The sequence below is a fragment of the Rhizobium lusitanum genome (assembly GCF_014189535.1).
GTDB lineage: Bacteria > Pseudomonadota > Alphaproteobacteria > Rhizobiales > Rhizobiaceae > Rhizobium > Rhizobium lusitanum_C.
Genome location: NZ_CP050308.1, coordinates 1310183 through 1330989, shown reverse-complemented (window position 1 = coordinate 1330989; position 20807 = coordinate 1310183). Strand labels below are relative to the sequence as shown.

Annotated in this window: 20 protein-coding genes; 18 read left to right on the top strand and 2 right to left on the bottom strand. The window is 60.6% G+C overall.

The genetic code is table 11. The features are described 5' to 3' along the window. Positions 1-4 precede the first annotated feature (4 nt). The 5 genes from livM to HB780_RS20185 all read left to right on the top strand — a co-directional run bounded on the left by livM (position 5) and on the right by HB780_RS20185 (position 4675). The gene (gene livM, locus HB780_RS20205) at positions 5-1396 is read left to right on the top strand and encodes a high-affinity branched-chain amino acid ABC transporter permease LivM (protein WP_183695595.1); all 1392 of its coding nucleotides are present in this window, start codon (positions 5-7) and stop codon (positions 1394-1396) included. Then, positions 1396-2268 (top strand): ABC transporter ATP-binding protein, encoded by an 873-nt coding sequence (locus HB780_RS20200; RefSeq protein WP_183695593.1) that lies wholly within the window; start codon positions 1396-1398, stop codon positions 2266-2268. Before livM ends, HB780_RS20200 begins: the two co-directional genes overlap by 1 nt. Further along, positions 2268-2996 (top strand): ABC transporter ATP-binding protein, encoded by a 729-nt coding sequence (locus HB780_RS20195; protein ID WP_183695591.1) that lies wholly within the window; start codon positions 2268-2270, stop codon positions 2994-2996. Before HB780_RS20200 ends, HB780_RS20195 begins: the two co-directional genes overlap by 1 nt. A 24-nt stretch (positions 2997-3020) precedes the next feature. Then, complete coding sequence (locus HB780_RS20190; protein WP_183695589.1) at positions 3021-3374, top strand: DUF6867 family protein; 354 nt, start codon at positions 3021-3023, stop codon at positions 3372-3374. 179 nt (positions 3375-3553) lie between these two features. After that, complete coding sequence (locus HB780_RS20185; protein WP_183695588.1) at positions 3554-4675, top strand: branched-chain amino acid ABC transporter substrate-binding protein; 1122 nt, start codon at positions 3554-3556, stop codon at positions 4673-4675. Positions 4676-4815: 140 nt separating this feature from the next. Here HB780_RS20185 and HB780_RS20180 read toward each other — a convergent pair whose 3' ends face one another. Together HB780_RS20180 and HB780_RS20175 are read right to left on the bottom strand one after the other, a co-directional pair. After that, positions 4816-5739, bottom strand: coding sequence for a response regulator transcription factor (locus HB780_RS20180; RefSeq protein WP_183695586.1), 924 nt, complete (start codon positions 5737-5739; stop codon positions 4816-4818). Then, positions 5732-9121: a hybrid sensor histidine kinase/response regulator gene (locus HB780_RS20175; protein ID WP_183695584.1), complete on the bottom strand. Its 3390-nt coding sequence runs from the start codon at positions 9119-9121 to the stop codon at positions 5732-5734. Before HB780_RS20175 ends, HB780_RS20180 begins: the two co-directional genes overlap by 8 nt. Positions 9122-9350: 229 nt before the next feature. Here HB780_RS20175 and urtA point away from each other — a divergent pair, with 229 nt between their 5' ends. From urtA to HB780_RS20110, 13 genes are all read left to right on the top strand, one after another. Next, entirely contained in the window at positions 9351-10640 is a 1290-nt protein-coding gene (gene urtA, locus HB780_RS20170) for an urea ABC transporter substrate-binding protein (protein WP_183695581.1), read from the top strand. A gap of 129 nt (positions 10641-10769) precedes the next feature. Further along, positions 10770-12338, top strand: coding sequence for an urea ABC transporter permease subunit UrtB (urtB, locus tag HB780_RS20165; protein ID WP_286203177.1), 1569 nt, complete (start codon positions 10770-10772; stop codon positions 12336-12338). Beyond that, positions 12335-13495 (top strand): urea ABC transporter permease subunit UrtC, encoded by a 1161-nt coding sequence (gene urtC / locus HB780_RS20160; protein ID WP_183695575.1) that lies wholly within the window; start codon positions 12335-12337, stop codon positions 13493-13495. The genes urtB and urtC overlap by 4 nt, the downstream gene beginning before the upstream one ends. A 4-nt stretch (positions 13496-13499) precedes the next feature. After that, positions 13500-14255, top strand: coding sequence for an urea ABC transporter ATP-binding protein UrtD (gene urtD, locus HB780_RS20155; protein ID WP_183695572.1), 756 nt, complete (start codon positions 13500-13502; stop codon positions 14253-14255). Positions 14256-14333: 78 nt separating this feature from the next. Further along, positions 14334-14852 (top strand): hypothetical protein, encoded by a 519-nt coding sequence (locus tag HB780_RS20150; protein ID WP_183695569.1) that lies wholly within the window; start codon positions 14334-14336, stop codon positions 14850-14852. A 15-nt stretch (positions 14853-14867) separates the two neighbouring features. After that, positions 14868-15563 (top strand): urea ABC transporter ATP-binding subunit UrtE, encoded by a 696-nt coding sequence (gene urtE / locus HB780_RS20145; protein ID WP_183695566.1) that lies wholly within the window; start codon positions 14868-14870, stop codon positions 15561-15563. Between the two features lie 164 nt (positions 15564-15727). Further along, a complete protein-coding gene (locus tag HB780_RS20140) occupies positions 15728-16549 on the top strand; it encodes an urease accessory protein UreD (protein ID WP_183695563.1) in 822 nt (273 codons plus the stop codon). 31 nt (positions 16550-16580) lie between these two features. After that, entirely contained in the window at positions 16581-16883 is a 303-nt protein-coding gene (locus HB780_RS20135; RefSeq protein ID WP_183695559.1) for an urease subunit gamma, read from the top strand. Positions 16884-16890: 7 nt separating this feature from the next. Further along, entirely contained in the window at positions 16891-17145 is a 255-nt protein-coding gene (locus tag HB780_RS20130; protein ID WP_183697294.1) for a DUF1272 domain-containing protein, read from the top strand. A gap of 11 nt (positions 17146-17156) precedes the next feature. Then, positions 17157-17462, top strand: a complete 306-nt coding sequence (locus HB780_RS20125; protein ID WP_183695556.1) for an urease subunit beta — start codon at positions 17157-17159, stop codon at positions 17460-17462. Positions 17463-17504: 42 nt separating this feature from the next. Beyond that, a complete protein-coding gene (locus tag HB780_RS20120; RefSeq protein WP_183697291.1) occupies positions 17505-18128 on the top strand; it encodes a glycosyltransferase family 29 protein in 624 nt (207 codons plus the stop codon). 3 nt (positions 18129-18131) lie between these two features. Continuing rightward, entirely contained in the window at positions 18132-19841 is a 1710-nt protein-coding gene (gene ureC, locus HB780_RS20115; protein ID WP_183695553.1) for an urease subunit alpha, read from the top strand. Positions 19842-19849: 8 nt separating this feature from the next. Next, on the top strand, positions 19850-20524 hold the full coding sequence (locus HB780_RS20110; protein WP_183695550.1) for a TIGR02117 family protein: 675 nt from the start codon (positions 19850-19852) through the stop codon (positions 20522-20524). Positions 20525-20807: the final 283 nt, after the last annotated feature.

Below are 20807 nucleotides of genomic sequence, written 5' to 3'. Positions count from 1 at the left end.
GGCCATGGCAAATTCAAATTTCGTTGCAGGCAAGACCGCGCCCGGCCTTGTCAAGAAAGGGCTTACCGACGCTCTTTGGACGGCGCTCATCACCTTTGGCATGTTCGTGCTCTATATCGGCCTGAAGACCGATCAGAACATGGACAACAAGCTGGTGATCGTTCAGCGCTGGGGCCTGCTGGCATCCATCGTCGCCATTGCGACGGTCGGTCGCTTCATCGCCACGGTCTTCATACAGCCCCAACTGGCGGCACGGAAGGCAACCAAGGCGAAGGCGCCGCCGGTCGTGACCGAGGCAGGTTTCGTCTCGAAGAACTTCAACAAGATGGCCTTGGCCTTCCTGCTCGTCTATCCGATGCTGGCGCTTGCGCTTTTCGGCCCGCAGGGATCGCTGACCTATGTCGACAATTTCGGCATCCAGATCCTCATTTACGTGATGCTTGCCTGGGGCCTGAACATCGTCGTCGGTCTCGCCGGCCTGCTCGACCTCGGCTACGTAGCGTTCTACGCAGTCGGCGCCTATTCCTATGCGCTGCTATCGACGCATTTCGGCCTGTCCTTCTGGATTCTGCTACCACTCTCCGGCATTTTCGCCGCCCTTTGGGGCATGATCCTCGGCTTCCCGGTGCTGCGCCTGCGCGGCGATTACCTCGCCATCGTGACGCTGGCTTTCGGCGAAATCATCCGCATCGTGCTTACCAACTGGACCGATGTCACCAGGGGCAGCTTTGGTATTTCCAGCATCACCAAGGCATCGCTGTTCGGCCTATACACCTTCGACATGAAGGATCCGCACAGCGTTATGAGGACCTTTGGTCTGGCGCCCTCGTCGGCCTGGTACAAGATCTTCCTGTTCTACGTCATCCTGGCGCTCTGCGCGCTGACCGCCTATGTGACGATCCGGCTGCGCCGAATGCCGATCGGTCGCGCCTGGGAAGCCTTGCGCGAAGACGAGATCGCCTGCCGCTCGCTCGGCATCAACACCGTGACGACGAAGCTGACGGCTTTCTCCACCGGCGCGATGTTCGGCGGCTTCGCCGGTTCCTTCTTCGCCGCCCGTCAGGGCTTCGTGTCGCCGGAATCCTTCGTGTTTCTCGAATCGGCCGTCATCCTTGCCATCGTCGTTCTCGGCGGCATGGGTTCGCTGAAGGGTATCGCGATTGCCGCGATCGCCATGATCGGCGGCACTGAGTTGTTGCGCGACATGGATTTCCTCAAGATTATCTTCGGTGCCGACTTCACTCCGGAACTTTACCGCATGCTGATCTTCGGCCTCGCCATGGTCGTCGTCATGCTGGTGAAACCGCGTGGCTTTGTCGGAACCCGTGAGCCGACCGCCTTCCTCAAAGAACGAAGAGCGATATCGGGCAGCTTTACCAAGGAGGGCCACGGCTGATGAACGCTGTGACCGCAATCCCCGACGACGTCCTGCTGAGAGTGGACCATCTCTCGATGCGCTTCGGCGGCCTGATGGCCATCAACGACTTCTCCTTCGAGGCCAAGCGCGGTGAGATCACCGCACTGATCGGACCGAACGGTGCCGGCAAGACGACCGTGTTCAACTGCATCACCGGCTTCTACAAGCCGACGATGGGAATGATCACGCTCCACCAGAAGAGCGGCAAGGAATATCTCCTGGAGCGGCTACCGGATTTCCGGATCACCCGCGAAGCCAAGGTGGCGCGCACGTTCCAGAACATCCGTCTGTTCTCGGGTCTCACCGTGCTCGAAAACCTTCTGGTGGCGCAGCACAACAAGCTGATGAAGGCATCCGGCTATACGGTGCTCGGCCTGCTCGGCATCGGCAAATATCGCGCGGAAGCCAAGAATGCCATCGAACTGGCACGCTTCTGGCTGGAGAAAGCTGATCTCATCGATCGTGCCGACGATCCGGCCGGCGATCTTCCCTATGGCGCGCAGCGCCGCCTGGAAATCGCCCGCGCCATGTGCACCGGCCCGGAACTTCTATGCCTGGACGAGCCGGCGGCCGGTCTCAACCCACGCGAATCGTTGGTGCTCAACGAGTTCCTGCGCAATATCCGCAAGGACGCCGGCACGTCGATCCTGCTGATTGAGCACGATATGTCGGTGGTGATGGAAATCTCCGACCACGTCGTCGTGCTCGAATACGGACAGAAGATTTCCGACGGCACGCCGGACCATGTCAAGAACGATCCAAGAGTGATCGCCGCCTATCTCGGCGTCGAGGATGAAGAAGTGGAAGAGGTTATCGCCGAAGTCGAGCACCTCCAGGAGGGTGAACACTGATGACGGGCCAACCGCTTCTGAAAGTTGCCGGCGTCGAAACCTATTATGGCAATATCCGTGCTCTTGCCGGCGTTGATGTCGAAGTCAACAGCGGCGAAATCGTCAGCCTGATCGGCGCCAACGGTGCCGGCAAGTCGACGCTGATGATGACGATCTGCGGCAGCCCGCAGGCCCGCGCCGGTTCGGTGACCTTCGATGGCAAGGACATCACCCGCATGCCGACGCATGAGATCGCTCGACTGCGCATCGCGCAGTCACCGGAAGGACGACGCATCTTCCCGCGCATGACGGTCTATGAAAATCTGCAGATGGGGGCGAGCCTCGACAAGCTCAAATACTTTAACGAGGACGTCGAGAAGATCTTCACCCTGTTTCCGCGCCTGAAGGAGCGCCAGTCGCAGCGCGGCGGCACGCTGTCTGGCGGCGAGCAGCAGATGCTGTCGATCGGCCGCGCACTGATGGCGCGCCCGAAACTGCTCTTGCTCGACGAACCCTCGCTCGGTCTCGCGCCTCTGATCGTCAAGGGCATTTTCGAAGCCATCAAGGTTTTGAACAAGACCCAGGGGCTCACGGTTTTCCTCGTCGAGCAGAATGCCTTTGCGGCGCTGAAGCTGTCCGACCGTGGCTATGTCATGGTCAACGGCCGGGTGACGATGAGCGGCTCGGGCAGGGAACTGCTTGCCAATCCCGAGGTGCGCGCGGCCTATCTCGAAGGCGGCCACCATTGAGCCCCGTTTCGCGGAGAATTTGATATGCAGGGACTTTTCTTCGAAAGCGATACCGGCGGGCGAATGGTCATTCGCGTGTTCATCGTGCTTATGGGCTTCTGGACTGCATGGCGCGCCGGCCGCGCGGTGGCGTCCAACTGGAATTCCTATCCGCTGGTGGTCATCTACACATTCATGATTGGGCTTGCGCTGCAGTTCCTGCATCACGCGCTGTTCGACGGACCGGTGTTCGACCTTCTTAACTATATTGTCGACGTGGTTCTTCTGGTCATCTTCGCCACCGCCGGATATCGGACCCGGCGTACGGACCAGATGGTGAACAATTATTACTGGCTCTATGAAAAGACCTCGGCCTTCTCATGGAAGAAGAAGAATTGACACCGCGCTGAAACTGGGCACAGTCTGAATACCAAGCTGGAAATGCTCGCGAAATTGCTTAACATATTTCTAGAGCAGTCTTTCCAGACTTCGAGATGCAAGTATACCGGCGCGATGGTTGGTGGGTATTGCGCAGGGCAAAGCAAACGGAACCCGCTTAAAAAATTGGGAGTAACAATATGAAGAAGTATCTCATGTCGGCCGTGGCTCTGTCGGCGATGATCGCTTTCAGCGGCATTGCGAAGGCTGACATCCTCATTGGCGTCGGCGGTCCGTTGACAGGCCCGAATGCTGCTTTCGGCGCGCAGCTCCAGAAGGGTGCTGAACAGGCTATTGCCGACATCAATGCAGCTGGCGGCATCAATGGCGAAAAGCTCAAGCTCGAACTCGGCGACGACGTTTCCGACGCCAAGCAGGGCGTTTCGGTTGCCAACAAGTTCGTCGCTGATGGCGTCAAGTTCGTGGTCGGTCACTTCAACTCGGGTGTTTCCATCCCGGCTTCTGAAGTCTATGCCGAAAACGGCATCCTTCAGATCACTCCCGCTTCGACCAATCCGCAGTTTACCGAACGCGGCCTGTGGAACACCTTCCGTACTTGCGGTCGTGACGACCAGCAGGGCGCGGTTGCCGGCAAGTACATTATCGACCACTTCAAGGGCGCCAAGGTTGCCGTCGTTCACGACAAGACTCCTTATGGCCAGGGCCTTGCCGACGAAACCAAGAAGAACCTCAACGCCGGTGGCGTGAAGGAAGTTCTCTATGAAGGCATCACCCCCGGCGATAAGGACTACTCGGCCCTCATCTCCAAGATGAAGGATGCTGGCGTCGATTTCGTCTACTATGGCGGTCTGCACACCGAAGCCGGCCTGATCCTGCGTCAGCTGGCTGACCAGGGCGTCAAGGCTCATTTCATGTCCGGTGACGGCATCGTCTCGAACGAACTGGCTTCGATCGCCGGCGACGCTGTCAATGGTACGCTGATGACCTTCGCTCCGGATCCGCGCAAGAACCCGGCTTCCGCCGATCTTGTCGCCAAGTTCCGCGCTGCCGGCTATGAGCCGGAAGGCTATACGCTCTACTCCTACTCCGCTCTGCAGGTTATTGCCGCCGCCGCCAAGGCTGCTGGTTCCAACGACCCGATGGCTGTAGCCGACGCGCTGAAGGCAAAGGGTCCGTTCAAGACCGCCATCGGCGAACTCGGCTTCAATGCCAAGGGCGACATCACCCGTCCGGACTACGTCATGTACGAGTGGTCCAAGGGTGCTGACGGCAAGTACACCTACGACGAAATCTCGAAGTAATCTTCGAGACGCCGGTTTCCGGCGGTGCGTCCGATCTGGGGAGCCCGGCCATTGGCCGGGCTTCTTGTATTTTGAGGGCGGGGACCGCCGGCTCGGGGAAAGTCTCCTCACACCGCAAGCGGGAGGAGGGACAGCCTCACCTAGATCTCATGCAGCACATGGGCCGCCTTGACGGCGGCAGACGCCCGGTTTTCGACGCCGAGCTTCACATAGATCTGCTCCAGATGCTTGTTCACCGTCCGGGCGGAGAGGCCCAGAATTTCGCCGATGTCGCGGTTGGATTTGCCCTTGGCGATCCACAACAGTACTTCGGATTCGCGCTGGGTGAGCGAGAAATGCTGGCGCAATACGCTGTCATCGGCGCGCTGGTTGGTGGCGGTCAGGCGGAAGAGATATTCGTCCGCGCCGATCGCGCCGAGGAAGGTGAATTGCAGGGCAGCCTGGCCGCCATTGCTGATCGTGACCAGGTTGTCCCGCGCCGGGCCCAGCCGCGCGCGCTCGGCCATGAAGGCGGCGATGTGCTTCACGACCAGCTCCAATCCGTCGTCGCTGCCGGTGGCGGCGTTGATCAGGCGGGTTGCCTGCGGCGTCGACCAATGGATCGCGCCATCGCCCTTGACCGCCAGCAAGTGCCGGCCGGCGGCATCGAGTGCCACGCGGGCGCTCTGGGCGGAGCGGGCATTGCGCAGGTGGACGCGGATGCGGGCGCGCAGTTCATCAACGTTAATCGGCTTGGAGAGATAGTCGACCCCGCCGGATTCCAGCGCGTGCACCACATGTTCGGTCTCGGTCAGCCCGGTCATGAAGATGACCGGGATCTGGGCGACGCCGGCATTGGCCTTCAGCCGCCGGCAGGTCTCGAAGCCGTCCATGGACGGCATGACGGCATCGAGCAGGATCAGGTCCGGCGTGATGCGCTCGACAATGTTGAGCGCCGCCGATCCCGATGTGGCGATGAGCACGGAGAAGCCTGACTGCTCCAGGGCATCGGTCAGGAAGCCGAGTGCCTCCGGCGAATCGTCCACCAGCAAGACTATATCGCGGGGAAGGGCGGGCTCAGCCAATCGGTTCTACCTTTTCGTTGTCGAATTTGCTCAGGAAATCCAGGAAGCCGTCGAGGTTGAAGGCCTGGACATAGCTACGCAAGGCATCGGTGAAGGGTTGGTTTTCATCCAGCTTGGCAAGGTCCGCGAGCTTCGCCTCGATGCCTCTGACATAGCCGATTTCGCCGAGCCGTATCAACTCGCGCACATGTTCTATCCCCGGGCTCTTCATCGGCAGAGGCGGCTTTGGCAGGACCGGTGCGGAAGCATCGGCATAGACCCATTTCAGGCCGAGATGCAGGGCCAGCTTGTCGCGCAGCTGGCGGATATCGATCGGCTTGGCGATCGCGTCATTATGGCTGTCGTCGCTGTCCTTGGCGGCGGCGCTATCGCCGATATTGGCCGATAGCATCAGGATCGGCGCCATCTGGCCGCTCTCTCTCAGCCGTGAGACCAGTTGCCAGCCATTCATGCCCGGCATGGAGATGTCGACCAGGAAAAGATCCGGCTTGATGCCCTCGATCAGGGTCAGACAGTCCGGTCCGCCGGTGGCCGTGAGCACGATGAATTCGAGCGGCGACAGCACCTCGCGCATCAGCTCGCGATGGTCCTCATTGTCGTCGACGACGACGATGGTGCGGCGCGGGCCTTCATAGCTGACGATCCGCTGCTCCTGCGCCGGCGGCTTCATCGGCCGGATCACCGTAGACAGCATCAGGCGCACTTTGAAGGTCGAGCCCTTGTCCTTCTCGCTGACGACGGCAATCTCGCCGCCGAGCGTGTTGGTCAGCAATTGCGTGATGGTGAGGCCAAGGCCGAGGCCCGGCATCGGACGGATGCTCTCGGCCTCGCCGCGCTGGAAGGGTTCGTAGATGCGGGTGAGATCCTTCTCGGCGATCCCGCGGCCGGTATCGGCAATCGTGAAGGTCGCGACCTGGCTGCGATAGCTGACCTCGAAGCGAACGCTACCGGTATCGGTGAATTTGATGGCGTTGGAGAGCAGGTTGACGAGGATCTGCCGCAAGCGTTTCTCGTCGGTGCGGACATAGTCGGGCAGGGCGGCGGTGGGCTCGTAAACGAAGACAAGACCCTTGGCCTGCGCCTGCGGCCGGAACATGTCGACGATCTGGTCGAGAAAGTCCTTGATGTTGATTTCGTTGGAGTAGACCTGCAGGCGGCCAGCTTCGATCTTGGAAATATCCAGCAGCCCATCGATCAGCCCCGACAGGTGCTCGGCGCTGCGGCGGATCACCTTCAGCGAGGATTGCCGTGGCGCTGGGATGGTCTCGTCGCGCTCGAGGATCTGGGCATAGCCGAGGACGGCGTTGAGCGGCGTGCGCAATTCGTGGCTCAAGCCCACGACATAGCGGCTCTTGGCGCGGTTCGCGGCCTCTGCCGTCTCCTTGGCGCTCTGCAAGGCGGCGTCCGTCTTCTTGTGCGCGGCGATTTCCTTCAGCAGCAGCGTGTTCTGGCGCGAGGATTCCTCCTCGGCAACGACGCGGCTATCGTGGGCAAGCACGTAGAACCAGCAGACGACGCCGGCGATGACGGCGAAGACGAAGAAGACGATCAGGATGGTGCGGTCGACCACCTGCGCGGTCTCTGGCAAGGCGGAGCCGACCTGATGGGCGATCATCGCGAGGATGGCGCCGACGGCTGTCAGGGCGACGGCGACGGCGATACCGTAGCGGCCGAGGCGGGTGGCGAGCTTGGCGACGATGGTTGCCGGCAGCAACGTCTTGGCGACGGTGGCGATCTGCGTGTTGAGCCGTGCCTTCGGCTTGCACATGTCGTGGCAGCGGCTGTCGAGCGAGCAGCAGAGCGAGCAGATCGGCGCGGCATAGGCCGGGCACCAGGCCATGTCTTCCGGCTCGAAGGGATGCTCGCAGATCGAGCAGGTGATGGTGCTGAGGTTCTTCCAGCTCTGGCGCGGCTTGCGGGCGAGATAGAACTTGCCCTTGGTTGCCCAGGCGATGGTGGGCGAGGCGATCAGCGCGATGACCAGGGTGATGTAGGGGGCAAGCGAGGCGGCGACCGCGCCGAAGACGCCGAAATGGGCAATCAGCGAGATCGTCGCCGACAGCGCCATTGCGCCCAGGCCAACCGGGTTGATGTCGTAGAGATGGGCGCGCTTGAATTCGATGCCGGGCGGGGCAAGGCCGAGCGGCTTGTTGATGAAGAGATCGGCGGAGATCGTGCACAGCCAGGCCATGGCGATGATCGAGAAGATGCCGAGCGTCTCCTCCAGCAGCTTGTAAATGCCGAGTTCCATCAGGAGCAGCGCGATGGCGACGTTGAAGATCAGCCAGATGACGCGGCCGGGGTGGCTATGGGTCAGCCGGGAGAAGAAATTCGACCAGGCGAGCGAACCGGCATAGGCGTTCATCACATTGATCTTCAACTGCGAGACCATCACGAAGGCGACCATCAGCAGCAATGCCGCATTGTGCCAGGGGATCATGTAGCCGAAGGCGGTGAGGTACATCTGCGCCGGGTCAGCGGCTCGATCGGCCGGGACGCCCGAGCTTAAGGTCAGGACGACGAGAAACGAGCCGGCCAGCAGTTTTGGCGCGCCGATGATCACCCAGCCGGGGCCGGCGAGGAAGATCACCAGGCGGTGCCGCCACTTGCGATGGCCTTCTGGCGGTAGGAAGCGCAGGAAGTCGGCCTGTTCGCCGATCTGCGACATCAGCGCCAGAATGACGGCGGATGCCGCGCCGAATTCGACGAGATTGAAGGGAGCAGCGCTTCCGGGGGCGCCCGAGGCATGATGAATGCCCGCAAAGGCGCGCCAGAGATCGAATTTCCCCCAGTCGGAAAAGGCAATGAAGATGAAGGGCAGGATATTGAGCACGATCCAGAACGGCTGGGTCAGCAGTTGGAACCGGCTGATCAGGCTAACGCCGTGGGTGACCAGCGGGATGACCATGACGGCGCTGATGATATAGCCGATCCACAAGGGTATACCGAGGGTTAGCTCCAGCGCGCCGGACATGATCGATGCCTCGATGGCAAACAGCATGAAGGTGAAGCTGGCATAGATCAGCGAGGTGATGGTCGAGCCGATATAGCCGAAGCTTGCGCCGCGCGTCAGCAGATCGATGTCGACGCCGTGGCGGATGGCGTAGCGGCTGATCGGCAGGCCGATCCCCAGCATGGCGATGCTGGCGACGATAATGGCATAGAAGGCGTTGGTGGTGCCGTAGGAAAGCGTGATGGCACCGCCGATTGCCTCCAGTGCCAGGAAGGAGATGGCGCCGATCGCCGTCTGCGAGATGCGTTGCGAGGAAAATTGCCGGGCGCTCTTGGCGGTGAAGCGCAGGGCATAGTCTTCCAGCGTCTGGTTCGCGACCCAGCGGTTATATTCGCGTCTTACCGGAATGATGCGTTGCCGCGCTGCCATGCCAACCCTTCAGCAGTTCCGCCACAGTATTTCGGCGGCCCAGAAATGTCGTAACACGGATCGATGCGGCGCTTAAGGGCATGAGAGTGGCATAGACTGCACATTTCGCCCCGGCGTCTACGTCATATTACGTATGTGGTTTCCCCCGACGCTGCCGGATATTCCGGGCAGGCAACGGTTAATCTTCGTTTACGAGCCGTTGCGGCAGATAAAAAGAGGGGAACTAAACATGAAATTGAAGACTCTCGTCTCCGGCGCACTTTTGGGCGCCATCATGTCGACAACGGCATTCCATGGGGCCTTTGCCGCCGACGACACCATCAAGGTTGGCGTTCTCCACTCGCTTTCGGGCACCATGGCGATTTCGGAAACGACGCTGAAAGACGCCATGCTGATGCTCATCGACGAGCAGAACAAGAAGGGCGGCGTTCTCGGCAAGAAGCTCGAGCCCGTTGTCGTCGACCCCGCATCCGATTGGCCGCTGTTTGCCGAAAAGGCGCGCGAGCTGATCCAGAAGGACAAGGTCTCGGCCGTATTCGGTTGCTGGACCTCGGTGTCGCGCAAGTCGGTCCTGCCGGTGTTCAAGGAACTGAACTCGATCCTGTTCTACCCCGTCCAGTTCGAAGGTGAAGAGTCCGAGCGCAACGTCTTCTATACGGGCGCTGCTCCGAACCAGCAGGCGATCCCGGCCGTCGACTATCTGATGAAGAACGAAGGCGTGCAGCGCTGGGTCCTGGAAGGCACCGACTACGTCTATCCGCGCACCACCAACAAGGTCCTCGAAGCCTATCTGAAGTCCAAGGGCGTCAAGGACGAAGACATCATCACCAATTACACGCCATTCGGCTTCTCCGATTGGCAGACGGAAGTCTCGAAGATCAAGGCCTTCGGCGCCGCCGGCAAGAAGACCGCCGTCGTTTCCACCATCAACGGCGACGCCAACGTTCCCTTCTACAAGGAACTCGGCAACCAGGGCGTCAAGGCGGAAGACATTCCTGTCGTCGCCTTCTCGGTCGGCGAAGAAGAACTGGCCGGCGTCGACACCAAGCCGCTGGTCGGCCATCTCGCCGCCTGGAACTACTTCCAGTCCGTCGATACGCCTGCCAATGCCGCGTTCATCAAGGAATGGCACGCCTACACCAAGAACGACAAGCGCGTCACCAACGACCCGATGGAAGCTGCCTATATCGGCTTTAACATGTGGGTGAAGGCTGTCGAAAAGGCTGGCACGACCGATCCGGACAAGGTGATCGACGCGCTCGTCGGCGTCTCGGTTCCGAACCTCTCGGGCGGCTACGCCACCATGATGCCGAACCATTACATCACCAAGCCGGTGCTGATCGGCGAAGTGCAGGATAATGGTCAGTTCGACATCGTTTCGCAGACCCCGGAAGTGGTCGGCGACGAATGGTCCGACTATCTGCCGGATAGCAAGGATCTGATCTCGGATTGGCGCCTGCCAATGAATTGCGGCAACTTCAACGTTGCCACAGGCAAATGCGGCGGCAAGGGTTCCTGAGTTCCGCCGATTTGATGCAAGACCGTCGCGGGCAGGCTTCTCTGCCCGCGACAGCTTGAGGGGACAAGCACGATGATCGACAAATTCGCTTACCGCATAGCCTTGGCGCTCGTCGCCGGCTTTTGCCTGATGCTGGTGCTGACGACCACGGTGCTGCGCGCTCAAGAGGATGCGCATAGCCTCATCAATGGGCTTGGTTCGGCGAACTTCCAGCAGGCCGACGAGATCGTCAAGAACCTTGCCAAGACCGGCGATCCCAAGGTGGTGCCGGCCTTGCAGGCTTTCTCGGATGGCGATCTCTATATCCGGAAATCCGACAATCAGGTCTTCATCGCCAAATCGTCCGGCGATGCCATGGGCTTGATCGATCCGGTCACCGGGCAGGCGGCTGGCGAGGAAGCCAAGGGCAACCTTACGAAAATCAAGATCAACAACACTCTCCGTCGCTCGGTCCGCGCGGCACTCGGCGGCCTGACGCTGATGAGCCCGGACCGTGGTGTCCGGTTGGAAGCGGCGCAATCGGTGCTGAAGTCGCCGAGCCCGGATTCGCTGGAGGTGCTGGAGGCAGCCCTTCAGAATGAGAAGGACGGCGAAATTCGCGGCGTGCTGGAAAAGGCGCGCGCGGTTGCCGTGCTTGGGTCCGATCGTCCGCTGGAGCAGAAGAAAGCGGCGATCGAAACGATCAAGACCGAAGGCGGACGCGACGCCATCGGTATCCTTTCCTCCGTCTCCGTCGATGACAGCCTGAAGCCCGATGTTGCCGCCGCCATTGCCGGCATCCAGGATCAATTGCAGATCTGGGACGTGGTGCAGAATGTCTGGTATGGCCTGTCGCTCGGCTCGGTGCTGCTGCTGGCCGCCATCGGCCTTGCCATCACCTTCGGTGTTATGGGCATCATCAACATGGCGCATGGCGAAATGGTGATGCTCGGGGCCTATTCCACCTTCATGGTGCAGAGCGTCATCCGAACGTCCTATCCGGAACTCTTCGACTGGTCACTGGCGATCGCCCTGCCTGTGGCGTTCGTGGTGACGGGCGCGGTCGGTCTCGTCATCGAGCGCGGCGTCATCCGCTTTCTCTATGGCCGGCCGCTGGAAACGCTGCTCGCCACCTGGGGCATCTCGCTGATCTTGCAACAGGCGGTACGTTCGATCTTCGGACCGACCAATCAGGAGGTCGGCAATCCCTCCTGGATGTCCGGCTCCTTCGATATCGGTTATCTCTCGTTCACCTGGAACCGTCTCTGGATCATCGTTTTCGCGCTCGCCGTCTTTGTTACCCTGCTGCTGCTGCTCAAGCGGTCCGCCTTCGGGCTGCAGATGCGGGCGGTGACGCAGAACCGGCGGATGGCCTCCTCGATGGGTATTCGCACGCCCTGGGTCGATGCCTTCACCTTTGCGCTCGGATCGGGCATTGCCGGCATGGCAGGCGTCGCGCTCTCGCAGATCGACAACGTCTCGCCCAACCTTGGCCAGAGCTACATCATTGATAGCTTCATGGTCGTGGTCTTCGGCGGCGTCGGAAATCTCTGGGGCACGCTGGTCGGTGCCTTCTCGCTTGGCATCCTCAACAAGTTCCTCGAACCCTATGCGGGTGCGGTGCTTGGCAAGATCCTGGTGCTCGTCCTCATCATTCTCTTTATTCAGAAACGTCCCCGCGGGCTCTTTGCCCTCAAGGGAAGGGCGGTGGAAGCATGATCACGGCCTTTATCCTTCGCTCGCTCGACCGCCGCATCAGCATCGCCATCGCGATATTGATCGCAGTCGCCTTCCTCGTGCCGCTATCGAACCTGCTGTTGCCGGAAACCAGCGCGCTGCATGTGCCGACCTATCTGATGTCGCTGTTCGGCAAGTATCTGACCTATGCGCTGCTCGCCTTGGCGCTCGATCTGGTCTGGGGCTATTGCGGCATTCTCTCGCTCGGCCATGGCGCTTTCTTCGCGCTCGGCGGCTATGCGATGGGCATGTATCTGATGCGGCAGATCGGCACGCGCGGCACCTACGGCAATCCGATCCTGCCGGACTTCATGGTCTTCCTGAACTGGAAGGAGCTGCCGTGGTTCTGGTACGGCTTCGATCATTTCTGGTTCGCGATGATCATGGTGCTGGCGGCGCCCGGCCTGCTCGCTTTCGTCTTCGGCTGGTTTGCCTTCCGCTCACGCGTCAACGGCGTCTATCTCTCGATCATCACGCAGGCGATGACCTATGCGCTGCTGCTTGCCTTCTTCCGCAACGATATGGGCTTTGGCGGCAATAACGGCCTGACCGATTTCAAGGACATTCTCGGCTTCAACATCCAGGCCGACGGCACACGCGCCACGCTCTTTGCCCTCACGGCGCTGTTGCTGGCGCTGGCGCTGATGCTGTCCTCAGCTATTGTGCGCTCCAAGTTCGGCAAGGTGCTGGTCGGGGTGCGCGATGCGGAAAGCCGGACGCGCTTCCTCGGCTACCGTGTCGAACACATGAAGCTCTTCGTCTTCGTGGTATCGGCGATGATGGCGGGCGTTGCAGGCGCGCTCTATGTGCCGCAGATCGGCATTATCAATCCCGGCGAATTCGCGCCTGCCAATTCGATTGAGGTGGTCATCTGGACGGCGGTCGGTGGCCGAGCGACGCTGATCGGTCCGATTATCGGCGCCATCCTCGTCAACGGCGGCAAGACGATCTTCACCGGCCTGTTCCCGAGTTTCTGGCTGTTTGCGCTCGGTGGCCTCTTCGTCGCGGTGACGCTGTTCCTGCCCAAGGGCATTGTCGGCGCGGTGGCACAGTATATCGGCAATGGCCGCCAGCCAGCCAGTCCGAAGCCGAAGGCCGAGGAAGACGAAGCCAGCAAGACCATTCAGGCGGCGGAGTAAGAGCATGATCCCGGATATCAAACCCAACAGCATGCTCTACCTCAACAACGTCTCCGTCTCCTTCGACGGCTTCAAGGCGCTGAATTCGCTGTCGATCGTCATCGAGCCGGGAGAGCTTCGTGCTATCATCGGCCCGAACGGCGCCGGCAAGACGACGATGATGGACATCATCACCGGCAAGACGCGGCCCGACGAGGGCGAGGTGTTCTTCAACGGCCAGATCGACCTCACCAAGAAGGACGAAGCGGATATCGCCCAGCTCGGGATTGGCCGCAAATTCCAGAAGCCGACGGTCTTTGAAAGCCATACGGTTTGGGACAATCTGGAGCTGGCGCTCAACCGCAAGCGCGGCGTTTTCTCGACGTTGTTTTATCGCCTGACACCAGCCGATAGCGACCGCATCCACGAAATCCTCGACACGGTGCGGCTTTCGCATCGCCGCGACGAACTGGCCGCCAATCTTTCGCATGGGCAGAAGCAATGGCTGGAGATCGGCATGCTGCTCGCGCAGGAGCCGAAGCTGCTCTTGGTCGATGAGCCTGTTGCCGGCATGACCGATGCCGAGACGGCGGAGACGGCGTTGCTGCTGAAGGAAATCGCCAAGACGCGGTCGGTGGTGGTGGTGGAGCACGACATGGGCTTCATCCGCGACCTCGGCGTCAAGGTGACGTGCCTGGCGGAAGGTTCGGTGCTCGCCGAGGGATCGATCGATTTCGTCAGCAGCGATCCGAAGGTGATCGAGAACTATCTGGGGCGATGACAATGCAATTTTTGCGTTTATAATTATGCTGCCAATTTATCGAGAATATATTCGATTCCAGCAGCATGGGGTAACGCAATGCCTATTTTGGGGGGTCTTGTCGCGGCTATCGTCGGCGCGGCGGTTTGGTACTGGCGGTTGAAGATGGTGCGAGAAGCAGGTAGTGAAATCATCGATAGCGTTGAGCGGATGCGCGGAGCCTTTAAGCGTCGGCAATTCCGCAAGCGCGCCGAGGTTGCTCCCCTTGCTTCGATCAAGGATCCGGCGATCGCTGCTGTTGCCTTTTTCTCATGTCTCGCCAACGAGAAGCCAGTGCTTATTGATGCAGCCAGGAATGTGATCCGCTCACGGATGAACGGCATCATCGCGACAAAGGACATGGAGGAGGTCATCGTCTTCGGTGATTGGGCCGCAAAGGGCGTGATCAATATCGAGGATCCGATCCGGCGCTTCCGTGATTTGTGGTTTAACGCACTGACGACCGATGAGCGAAGCGAGTTGATCGGCATTGCCGAAGAGGTTTCAACTGTCGGCGGAGAGCCGACCCCTGAGCAGTCAAAAGCGCTTCAAACTCTGAGGCGCAGCCTGCTTAATTGAGAGAGCGGTAAATTTATGCTGACAGTCGAAAACGCAAATCTGCATTATGGCGCCGCCCAGGCGCTGCGTGGCATTTCGGTCAAGGCCGAGATGGGCAAGATCACCTGCGTGCTCGGGCGTAACGGTGTCGGCAAGAGCTCGCTTTTGCGCGCGGTCACCGGCCAGCATGCGCTCTCGGCGGGCACGGTCGCCTTCAACGGCGTCACGCTGAACGGCATGGCGCCGTTTGCCCGTGCCAAGCAGGGCATCGGTTACGTGCCGCAGGGCCGCGAGATCTTTCCGCTGCTGACGGTCAAGGAAAACCTGGAAACCGGCTTTGCACCCGTGCCGCGCCGCGACCGCAATATTCCCGATGACATCTACAGCCTGTTTCCAGTGCTGAAATCCATGCTGTCGCGCCGTGGCGGTGATCTTTCCGGCGGCCAGCAACAGCAACTGGCGATCGGCCGGGCGATGGTGATGCGACCGCGGATATTGGTGCTGGACGAGCCGACGGAAGGCATCCAGCCGTCGATTATCAAGGATATCGGCCGGGCGATCCGCTACCTCAGGGATTCCACCGGCATGGCGATCCTGTTGGTCGAGCAATATCTCGATTTCTGCCGTGAGCTCGCCGATTACGTCTACATCATGGACCGAGGCGAGATCGTTCATGAGGGGCTGGCGGAGACGCTGGACACGCCCGAGGCACGCCGGCATCTGACGGTCTGAGGCCGTTGCCGTTCTTTTCATCGTCTGGCGAAAAATACAGCGGCGGGCAGCTTGCTCCGCGCCGGGGTGTCAGGTGATAGCATAAGGCACAGAAATTGCTTGCGTTTGTTGCTTGGCGGGTTTCAATGACCGCAACGACATGATGTAGCGAACGGGGAAACGGAATGACGGTGGCAGCGGCGAGCACGAGACCGCAGAGGGCGCGCGGGCGTGGCCATCTGGCGGCCAAAGCGCTTGACGGGCGTACGCGTCTTGCTGAGCTTTTCCAGGAGGGGTCAGCGAAGATCCGTCTGCCCGCAACCTTCGACAATTCCATGGAAGCGGTTATCATCAACACCGCCGGCGGTCTGACCGGCGGCGACCGCATGGATTGGAGCTTCGTCGCCGGGCCGGGCACGCGCATCGACGTGACCACCCAGGCATGCGAGAAGATCTACAAGGCATCCGCCAGCACCGCCGAGGTCGCAACCTCGATTAGGGTTGGTGCCGGTGCGCGTGTCGACTGGTTGCCGCAGGAAACCATTCTGTTTGATCGCGCCTCGCTGTCCCGCAGGCTGGATGTCGATCTCGATGAAACAGCAGAATTCCTGGCCGTCGAGGCGATCCTCTTGGGGCGGAAGGCCATGGGCGAGGCGATGAGGCAGGGGCTGTTCCGCGACCGCTGGCGCATCCGTCGTGCCGGACTGCTTATCCATGCCGAGGAGCTGAGGCTGGACGGCGACGTCGCGGCCTTGACCGCTGAGCATGCCGTGTTGAGCGGCCAGGTCGCCTTCGCGACCCTGCTTTATGCGGGACCGCTGGCGGAAACCTATCTCGCTCAGGTGCGGCCGCTCGTCGAGGGGCACATGGGCGGTGCTAGCCAATGGCGCGACAAGCTGGTGGTGCGGCTGGCCGCGTGCGATGGCTTCGCACTTAGAAAGATCCTCATCCCGGTCATTTCCGCCTTGCGCAATGGAGCGCCTGTGCCGAAAGTCTGGAATCTGTAGTTCAAGAACTTAGCAATCACATAGGTAGACGATGAACCTCACTCCGAGAGAAAAAGACAAGCTGTTGATTTCCATGGCGGCGATGGTGGCGCGGCGGCGGCTGGAGCGCGGCGTCAAGCTCAACTATCCCGAAGCCATCGCCCTGATCTCCGATTTCGTCGTCGAAGGCGCCCGCGACGGCCGCCCGGTTGCGGAACTGATGGCGGCCGGTGCGCATGTTATCACCCGCGATCAGGTGATGGACGGCATTGCCGAGATGATCCATGACGTGCAGGTCGAGGCGACGTTTCCGGATGGAACGAAGCTGGTGACCGTGCATGAGCCGATCCGCTGAGGCTGCGATGCTGGAACTCAGACCCAATTGCGAATGCTGCGACCGAGATTTGCTGCCGGAGAGCCGCGAAGCGAAGATCTGCACCTTCGAGTGCACGTTCTGCGTCGATTGCGCCGGCAATGTGCTGGGCGGCGTCTGCCCGAATTGCAGTGGCGATCTGGTCCAGCGGCCTATTCGCCCGGCGGCGATGCTCGCCAAATATCCTGCTTCGACCAAACGTATTTTGAAAGCGGAAGGCTGTGCGCCCGTCCGGGCCGCATAAGGAGAAAGACCATGATCCCAGGCGAAATCATTGCCGCAAGCGGCGACATCGAACTCAACGTCGGCGCGCCGACCGTAACGCTGGAGGTCTCCAATACCGGCGACCGGCCCGTGCAGGTTGGCAGTCATTATCATTTCGCCGAGACGAACGGCGGTCTGTCCTTCGATCGGGACAAGGTGAGGGGCATGCGGCTCGATATTCCGGCGGGCACCGCCGTACGTTTCGAGCCGGGCCAGACGCGTTCGGTGACGCTGATCCCTCTTTCCGGCAAGCGCGAGGTCTACGGCTTCCGCCAGCAGGTCATGGGCAAGCTCTGAAACTTGCAGGGAGGGCGCGCAGTGAGCGCGAAACGCAGGATCATGATCGTCGGGAACGGCGAGATCGCGGAAGGGGCGGCGGGCGAAATCGACGCTGCCGACATGGTCGTGCGCTTCAATGATTGCCGCTCCTTCGGGGCAGGCGGCAACCGCACCGATATCGTCGCGGTCTGCAATACCGGCAGGCCTGCCCGCGCCATGCTTAGCTCCGCCGAATGGCGCAAAAGCCCGCCCGTTGCGGCCGCATCGGAGATCTGGAGTGCGCGCGACCCCCGCAAGTTTGCCGCTTTGCGCGCGCCGCTTGCCCTGTCGCATCCAGAACTCAATGATTTCTGCGACGATTACACCGATCAGTTCACCGCCTTCTGCCGCGCAACCGGCAAGCGCCATGTCGTGATCGACCAATCCGTTCATGAGCGTGTCGACGAGGCACTTTCTGCGCACGAACCGGGGCCTTATGTCGTGCCAAGCAGCGGCCTGGTCGTGATCGGCGCGCTGCTTTTACTTCACCCCGACGACGACATCGCCATCACCGGCTTTGGCCATACCGGCTGGGACGGTCATCCGTTTGCCGCCGAGAAGCGATTGGTCGATCTTTATGTTTCCCTTGGCCGCGTCCGGCGCGTGGCCAGCACAACACCCATTCTTTCCTCCCAAGGAGCCTGATTCATGCCCTACAAAATCTCCCGCGCCGCCTATGCCAACATGTTCGGGCCGACCACCGGCGACAAGGTACGGCTTGCCGACACTGAGCTCTTCATCGAGGTGGAAAAGGATTTCACCACCTATGGCGAAGAGGTGAAATTCGGCGGCGGCAAGGTCATTCGAGATGGCATGGGGCAGAGCCAGGTGACGCGGGCGAACGGCGCCGTCGATACCGTCATCACCAACGCGCTGATCGTCGACACCTGGGGGATCGTGAAGGCGGATATCGGCCTGAAAAACGGCCGCATCGCCAGCATCGGCAAGGCCGGCAATCCGGACACCCAGCCGGGGATCACGATCATCATCGGCCCTTCGACGGAAATCATTGCCGGTGAAGGCAAGATCCTGACTGCGGGGGGCATCGACGCGCATATTCACTTCATCTGCCCGCAACAGATCGAAGAGGCGCTGATGAGCGGGGTGACGACCATGCTCGGCGGTGGCTCCGGGCCCGCGCATGGCACGCTCGCAACCACCTGCACCGGTGCCTGGCATATCGAACGAATGATCGAAAGCTTTGATGCCTTTCCGATGAATCTCGGGCTTGCCGGCAAGGGGAATGCATCGCTGCCAGCCGCTCTTGAGGAAATGGTGCTTGCCGGCGCCTGCTCGCTGAAACTGCATGAGGATTGGGGCACGACGCCGGCCGCGATCGACTGCTGCCTGAGCGTCGCCGATGAATACGATGTGCAGGTGATGATCCACACGGATACGTTGAATGAAAGCGGTTTCGTCGAGGACACGATCGGCGCCATCAAGGGCCGCACCATTCACGCTTTTCACACCGAAGGTGCAGGCGGCGGCCATGCGCCGGACATCATCAAGATCTGCGGTCAGTCGAACGTCATCCCGTCTTCGACCAACCCGACACGCCCCTATACGGTTAACACCATTGCCGAGCATCTCGACATGCTGATGGTCTGCCATCACCTGTCGTCGTCGATCCCGGAAGACATCGCCTTCGCCGAAAGCCGTATCCGCAAGGAGACGATCGCGGCTGAAGATATTCTCCACGACATCGGCGCCTTCTCGATCATCTCGTCCGACAGCCAGGCCATGGGCCGCGTCGGCGAAGTGGCGATCCGTACCTGGCAGACGGCTGACAAGATGAAGCGCCAGCGCGGCCGTCTGGCCCAGGAAGCCGGCGAAAACGACAATTTCCGCGTCAAGCGTTACATCGCCAAATATACGATCAATCCGGCGATTGCCCAGGGCCTCAGCCATGAGGTCGGGTCGATCGAAGTCGGCAAGCGCGCCGATCTGGTGATCTGGAATCCGGCCTTTTTCGGCGTCAAGCCGGAGATGGTCCTGCTCGGCGGTTCGATCGCTGCCGCTCCCATGGGCGATCCGAATGCCTCGATCCCGACGCCGCAGCCGATGCATTATCGTCCGATGTTTGCCGCACACGGCAAGCTGCGCACGAATTCCTCGGTCACCTTCGTGTCGCAGGCCTCGCTCGACGCCGGCCTTGCCGGCAGGCTCGGCGTCGCCAAGAAGCTCCTCGCCGTTAAGAATACCCGTGGCGGTATCTCCAAGGCGTCGATGATCCATAACAGCCTGACGCCGCATATCGAGGTCGATCCGGAAACCTACGAGGTGCGCGCCGATGGCGAGCTTCTAACCTGCGAACCGGCGACGGTGCTGCCGATGGCGCAGCGTTACTTCCTGTTCTAGAGGGGCTGATGGGAGGAGCCATCTGCTGGCTGTTTCGTCTGGTGCTGTTGGCTGTGCTGGCCGTGGCGGGCGGAACTTTCATTCCCAGGCCGTTGTTTGCGCCGGGCGAAGCCGCTTTGGACGCCGCAGGCTCGCGGCGTATTCTCGTGCTCTCCAACCCGATCCATACCGACATCGCGGTGCCGCTCAATGACGAGACCCGGGCGGCGTTTTCCTTTCTCGGAAACGCCGGCATTCCCTTGACGGCGTCCGATGCGGAATGGCTGATTTTCGGCTGGGGCGGCCGTGCCTTTTATCTGGAAACGCCACGCTGGGCCGACCTGAAGCCGATGCCGGTGTTTCGGGCGCTAACGCTGGACAGCTCAGTGCTGCACGTCGATGTCGCGGCGCATATTCCCGAGCAGCATCCGGGCGTTCAGGCATTTGACGTCAGCTCTGGTGAGTTCACGGCCTTGCTGGGTTTCATCGCAGGGAGTTTCGAGGAGCAAAACGGCGAGGTCACGCCCATCGCCGATGCAGCCTATGGTATTACCGATCGTTTCTTTGAGGCGAAGGGTTATTTCAATGCGCTGTTCGGCTACAACACCTGGACGGCGGCCGCCTTGCGAACAGCCGGGATCAGAACAGGCCTGTGGAACCCTGTTCCGGAGACATTGAAGCTGTCGCTCGCTCTTTACAATTAAGTAGCCTCTAATCGACGAGCGCGCTCACAAGCTGTCGCCCTATTTTTATGCCCAGTTTTCTGCTGCTCCCGCCACGTTTTATCGACTGACGGTCTCGACATCCCTAGGATTTCAGGGGTTTTCCGTAAGCTAATCGAACTACTACAGCATTATCAGAGGCTTGCATGAGCAGGCACCTGAGCCGGTGTTTCGCTTGGTGCGGGATATGACCCCGGTGGTTATTTCTAATCGTTCACATGTTGGAAAATGCCACGCATTTTAATCATTCCATTAAAGGCATCGA

Excerpts from the sequence above, each read along its gene's own strand:
- HB780_RS20110 (WP_183695550.1), top strand. The coding sequence starts at position 19,850 with ATGGGAGGAGCCATCTGCTGGCTGTTTCGTCTGGTGCTGTTGGCTGTG.
- HB780_RS20130 (WP_183697294.1), top strand. The coding sequence starts at position 16,891 with ATGCTGGAACTCAGACCCAATTGCGAATGCTGCGACCGAGATTTGCTG.
- livM (WP_183695595.1), top strand. The coding sequence starts at position 5 with ATGGCAAATTCAAATTTCGTTGCAGGCAAGACCGCGCCCGGCCTTGTC.
- urtE (WP_183695566.1), top strand. The coding sequence starts at position 14,868 with ATGCTGACAGTCGAAAACGCAAATCTGCATTATGGCGCCGCCCAGGCG.
- HB780_RS20150 (WP_183695569.1), top strand. The coding sequence starts at position 14,334 with ATGCCTATTTTGGGGGGTCTTGTCGCGGCTATCGTCGGCGCGGCGGTT.
- HB780_RS20125 (WP_183695556.1), top strand. The coding sequence starts at position 17,157 with ATGATCCCAGGCGAAATCATTGCCGCAAGCGGCGACATCGAACTCAAC.
- urtD (WP_183695572.1), top strand. The coding sequence starts at position 13,500 with ATGATCCCGGATATCAAACCCAACAGCATGCTCTACCTCAACAACGTC.
- HB780_RS20175 (WP_183695584.1), bottom strand. The coding sequence starts at position 9,121 with ATGGCAGCGCGGCAACGCATCATTCCGGTAAGACGCGAATATAACCGC.
- HB780_RS20185 (WP_183695588.1), top strand. The coding sequence starts at position 3,554 with ATGAAGAAGTATCTCATGTCGGCCGTGGCTCTGTCGGCGATGATCGCT.
- HB780_RS20195 (WP_183695591.1), top strand. The coding sequence starts at position 2,268 with ATGACGGGCCAACCGCTTCTGAAAGTTGCCGGCGTCGAAACCTATTAT.
- HB780_RS20135 (WP_183695559.1), top strand. The coding sequence starts at position 16,581 with ATGAACCTCACTCCGAGAGAAAAAGACAAGCTGTTGATTTCCATGGCG.
- HB780_RS20190 (WP_183695589.1), top strand. The coding sequence starts at position 3,021 with ATGCAGGGACTTTTCTTCGAAAGCGATACCGGCGGGCGAATGGTCATT.
- urtA (WP_183695581.1), top strand. The coding sequence starts at position 9,351 with ATGAAATTGAAGACTCTCGTCTCCGGCGCACTTTTGGGCGCCATCATG.
- HB780_RS20200 (WP_183695593.1), top strand. The coding sequence starts at position 1,396 with ATGAACGCTGTGACCGCAATCCCCGACGACGTCCTGCTGAGAGTGGAC.
- urtB (WP_286203177.1), top strand. The coding sequence starts at position 10,770 with ATGCTGGTGCTGACGACCACGGTGCTGCGCGCTCAAGAGGATGCGCAT.
- HB780_RS20120 (WP_183697291.1), top strand. The coding sequence starts at position 17,505 with ATGATCGTCGGGAACGGCGAGATCGCGGAAGGGGCGGCGGGCGAAATC.
- urtC (WP_183695575.1), top strand. The coding sequence starts at position 12,335 with ATGATCACGGCCTTTATCCTTCGCTCGCTCGACCGCCGCATCAGCATC.
- HB780_RS20140 (WP_183695563.1), top strand. The coding sequence starts at position 15,728 with ATGACGGTGGCAGCGGCGAGCACGAGACCGCAGAGGGCGCGCGGGCGT.
- ureC (WP_183695553.1), top strand. The coding sequence starts at position 18,132 with ATGCCCTACAAAATCTCCCGCGCCGCCTATGCCAACATGTTCGGGCCG.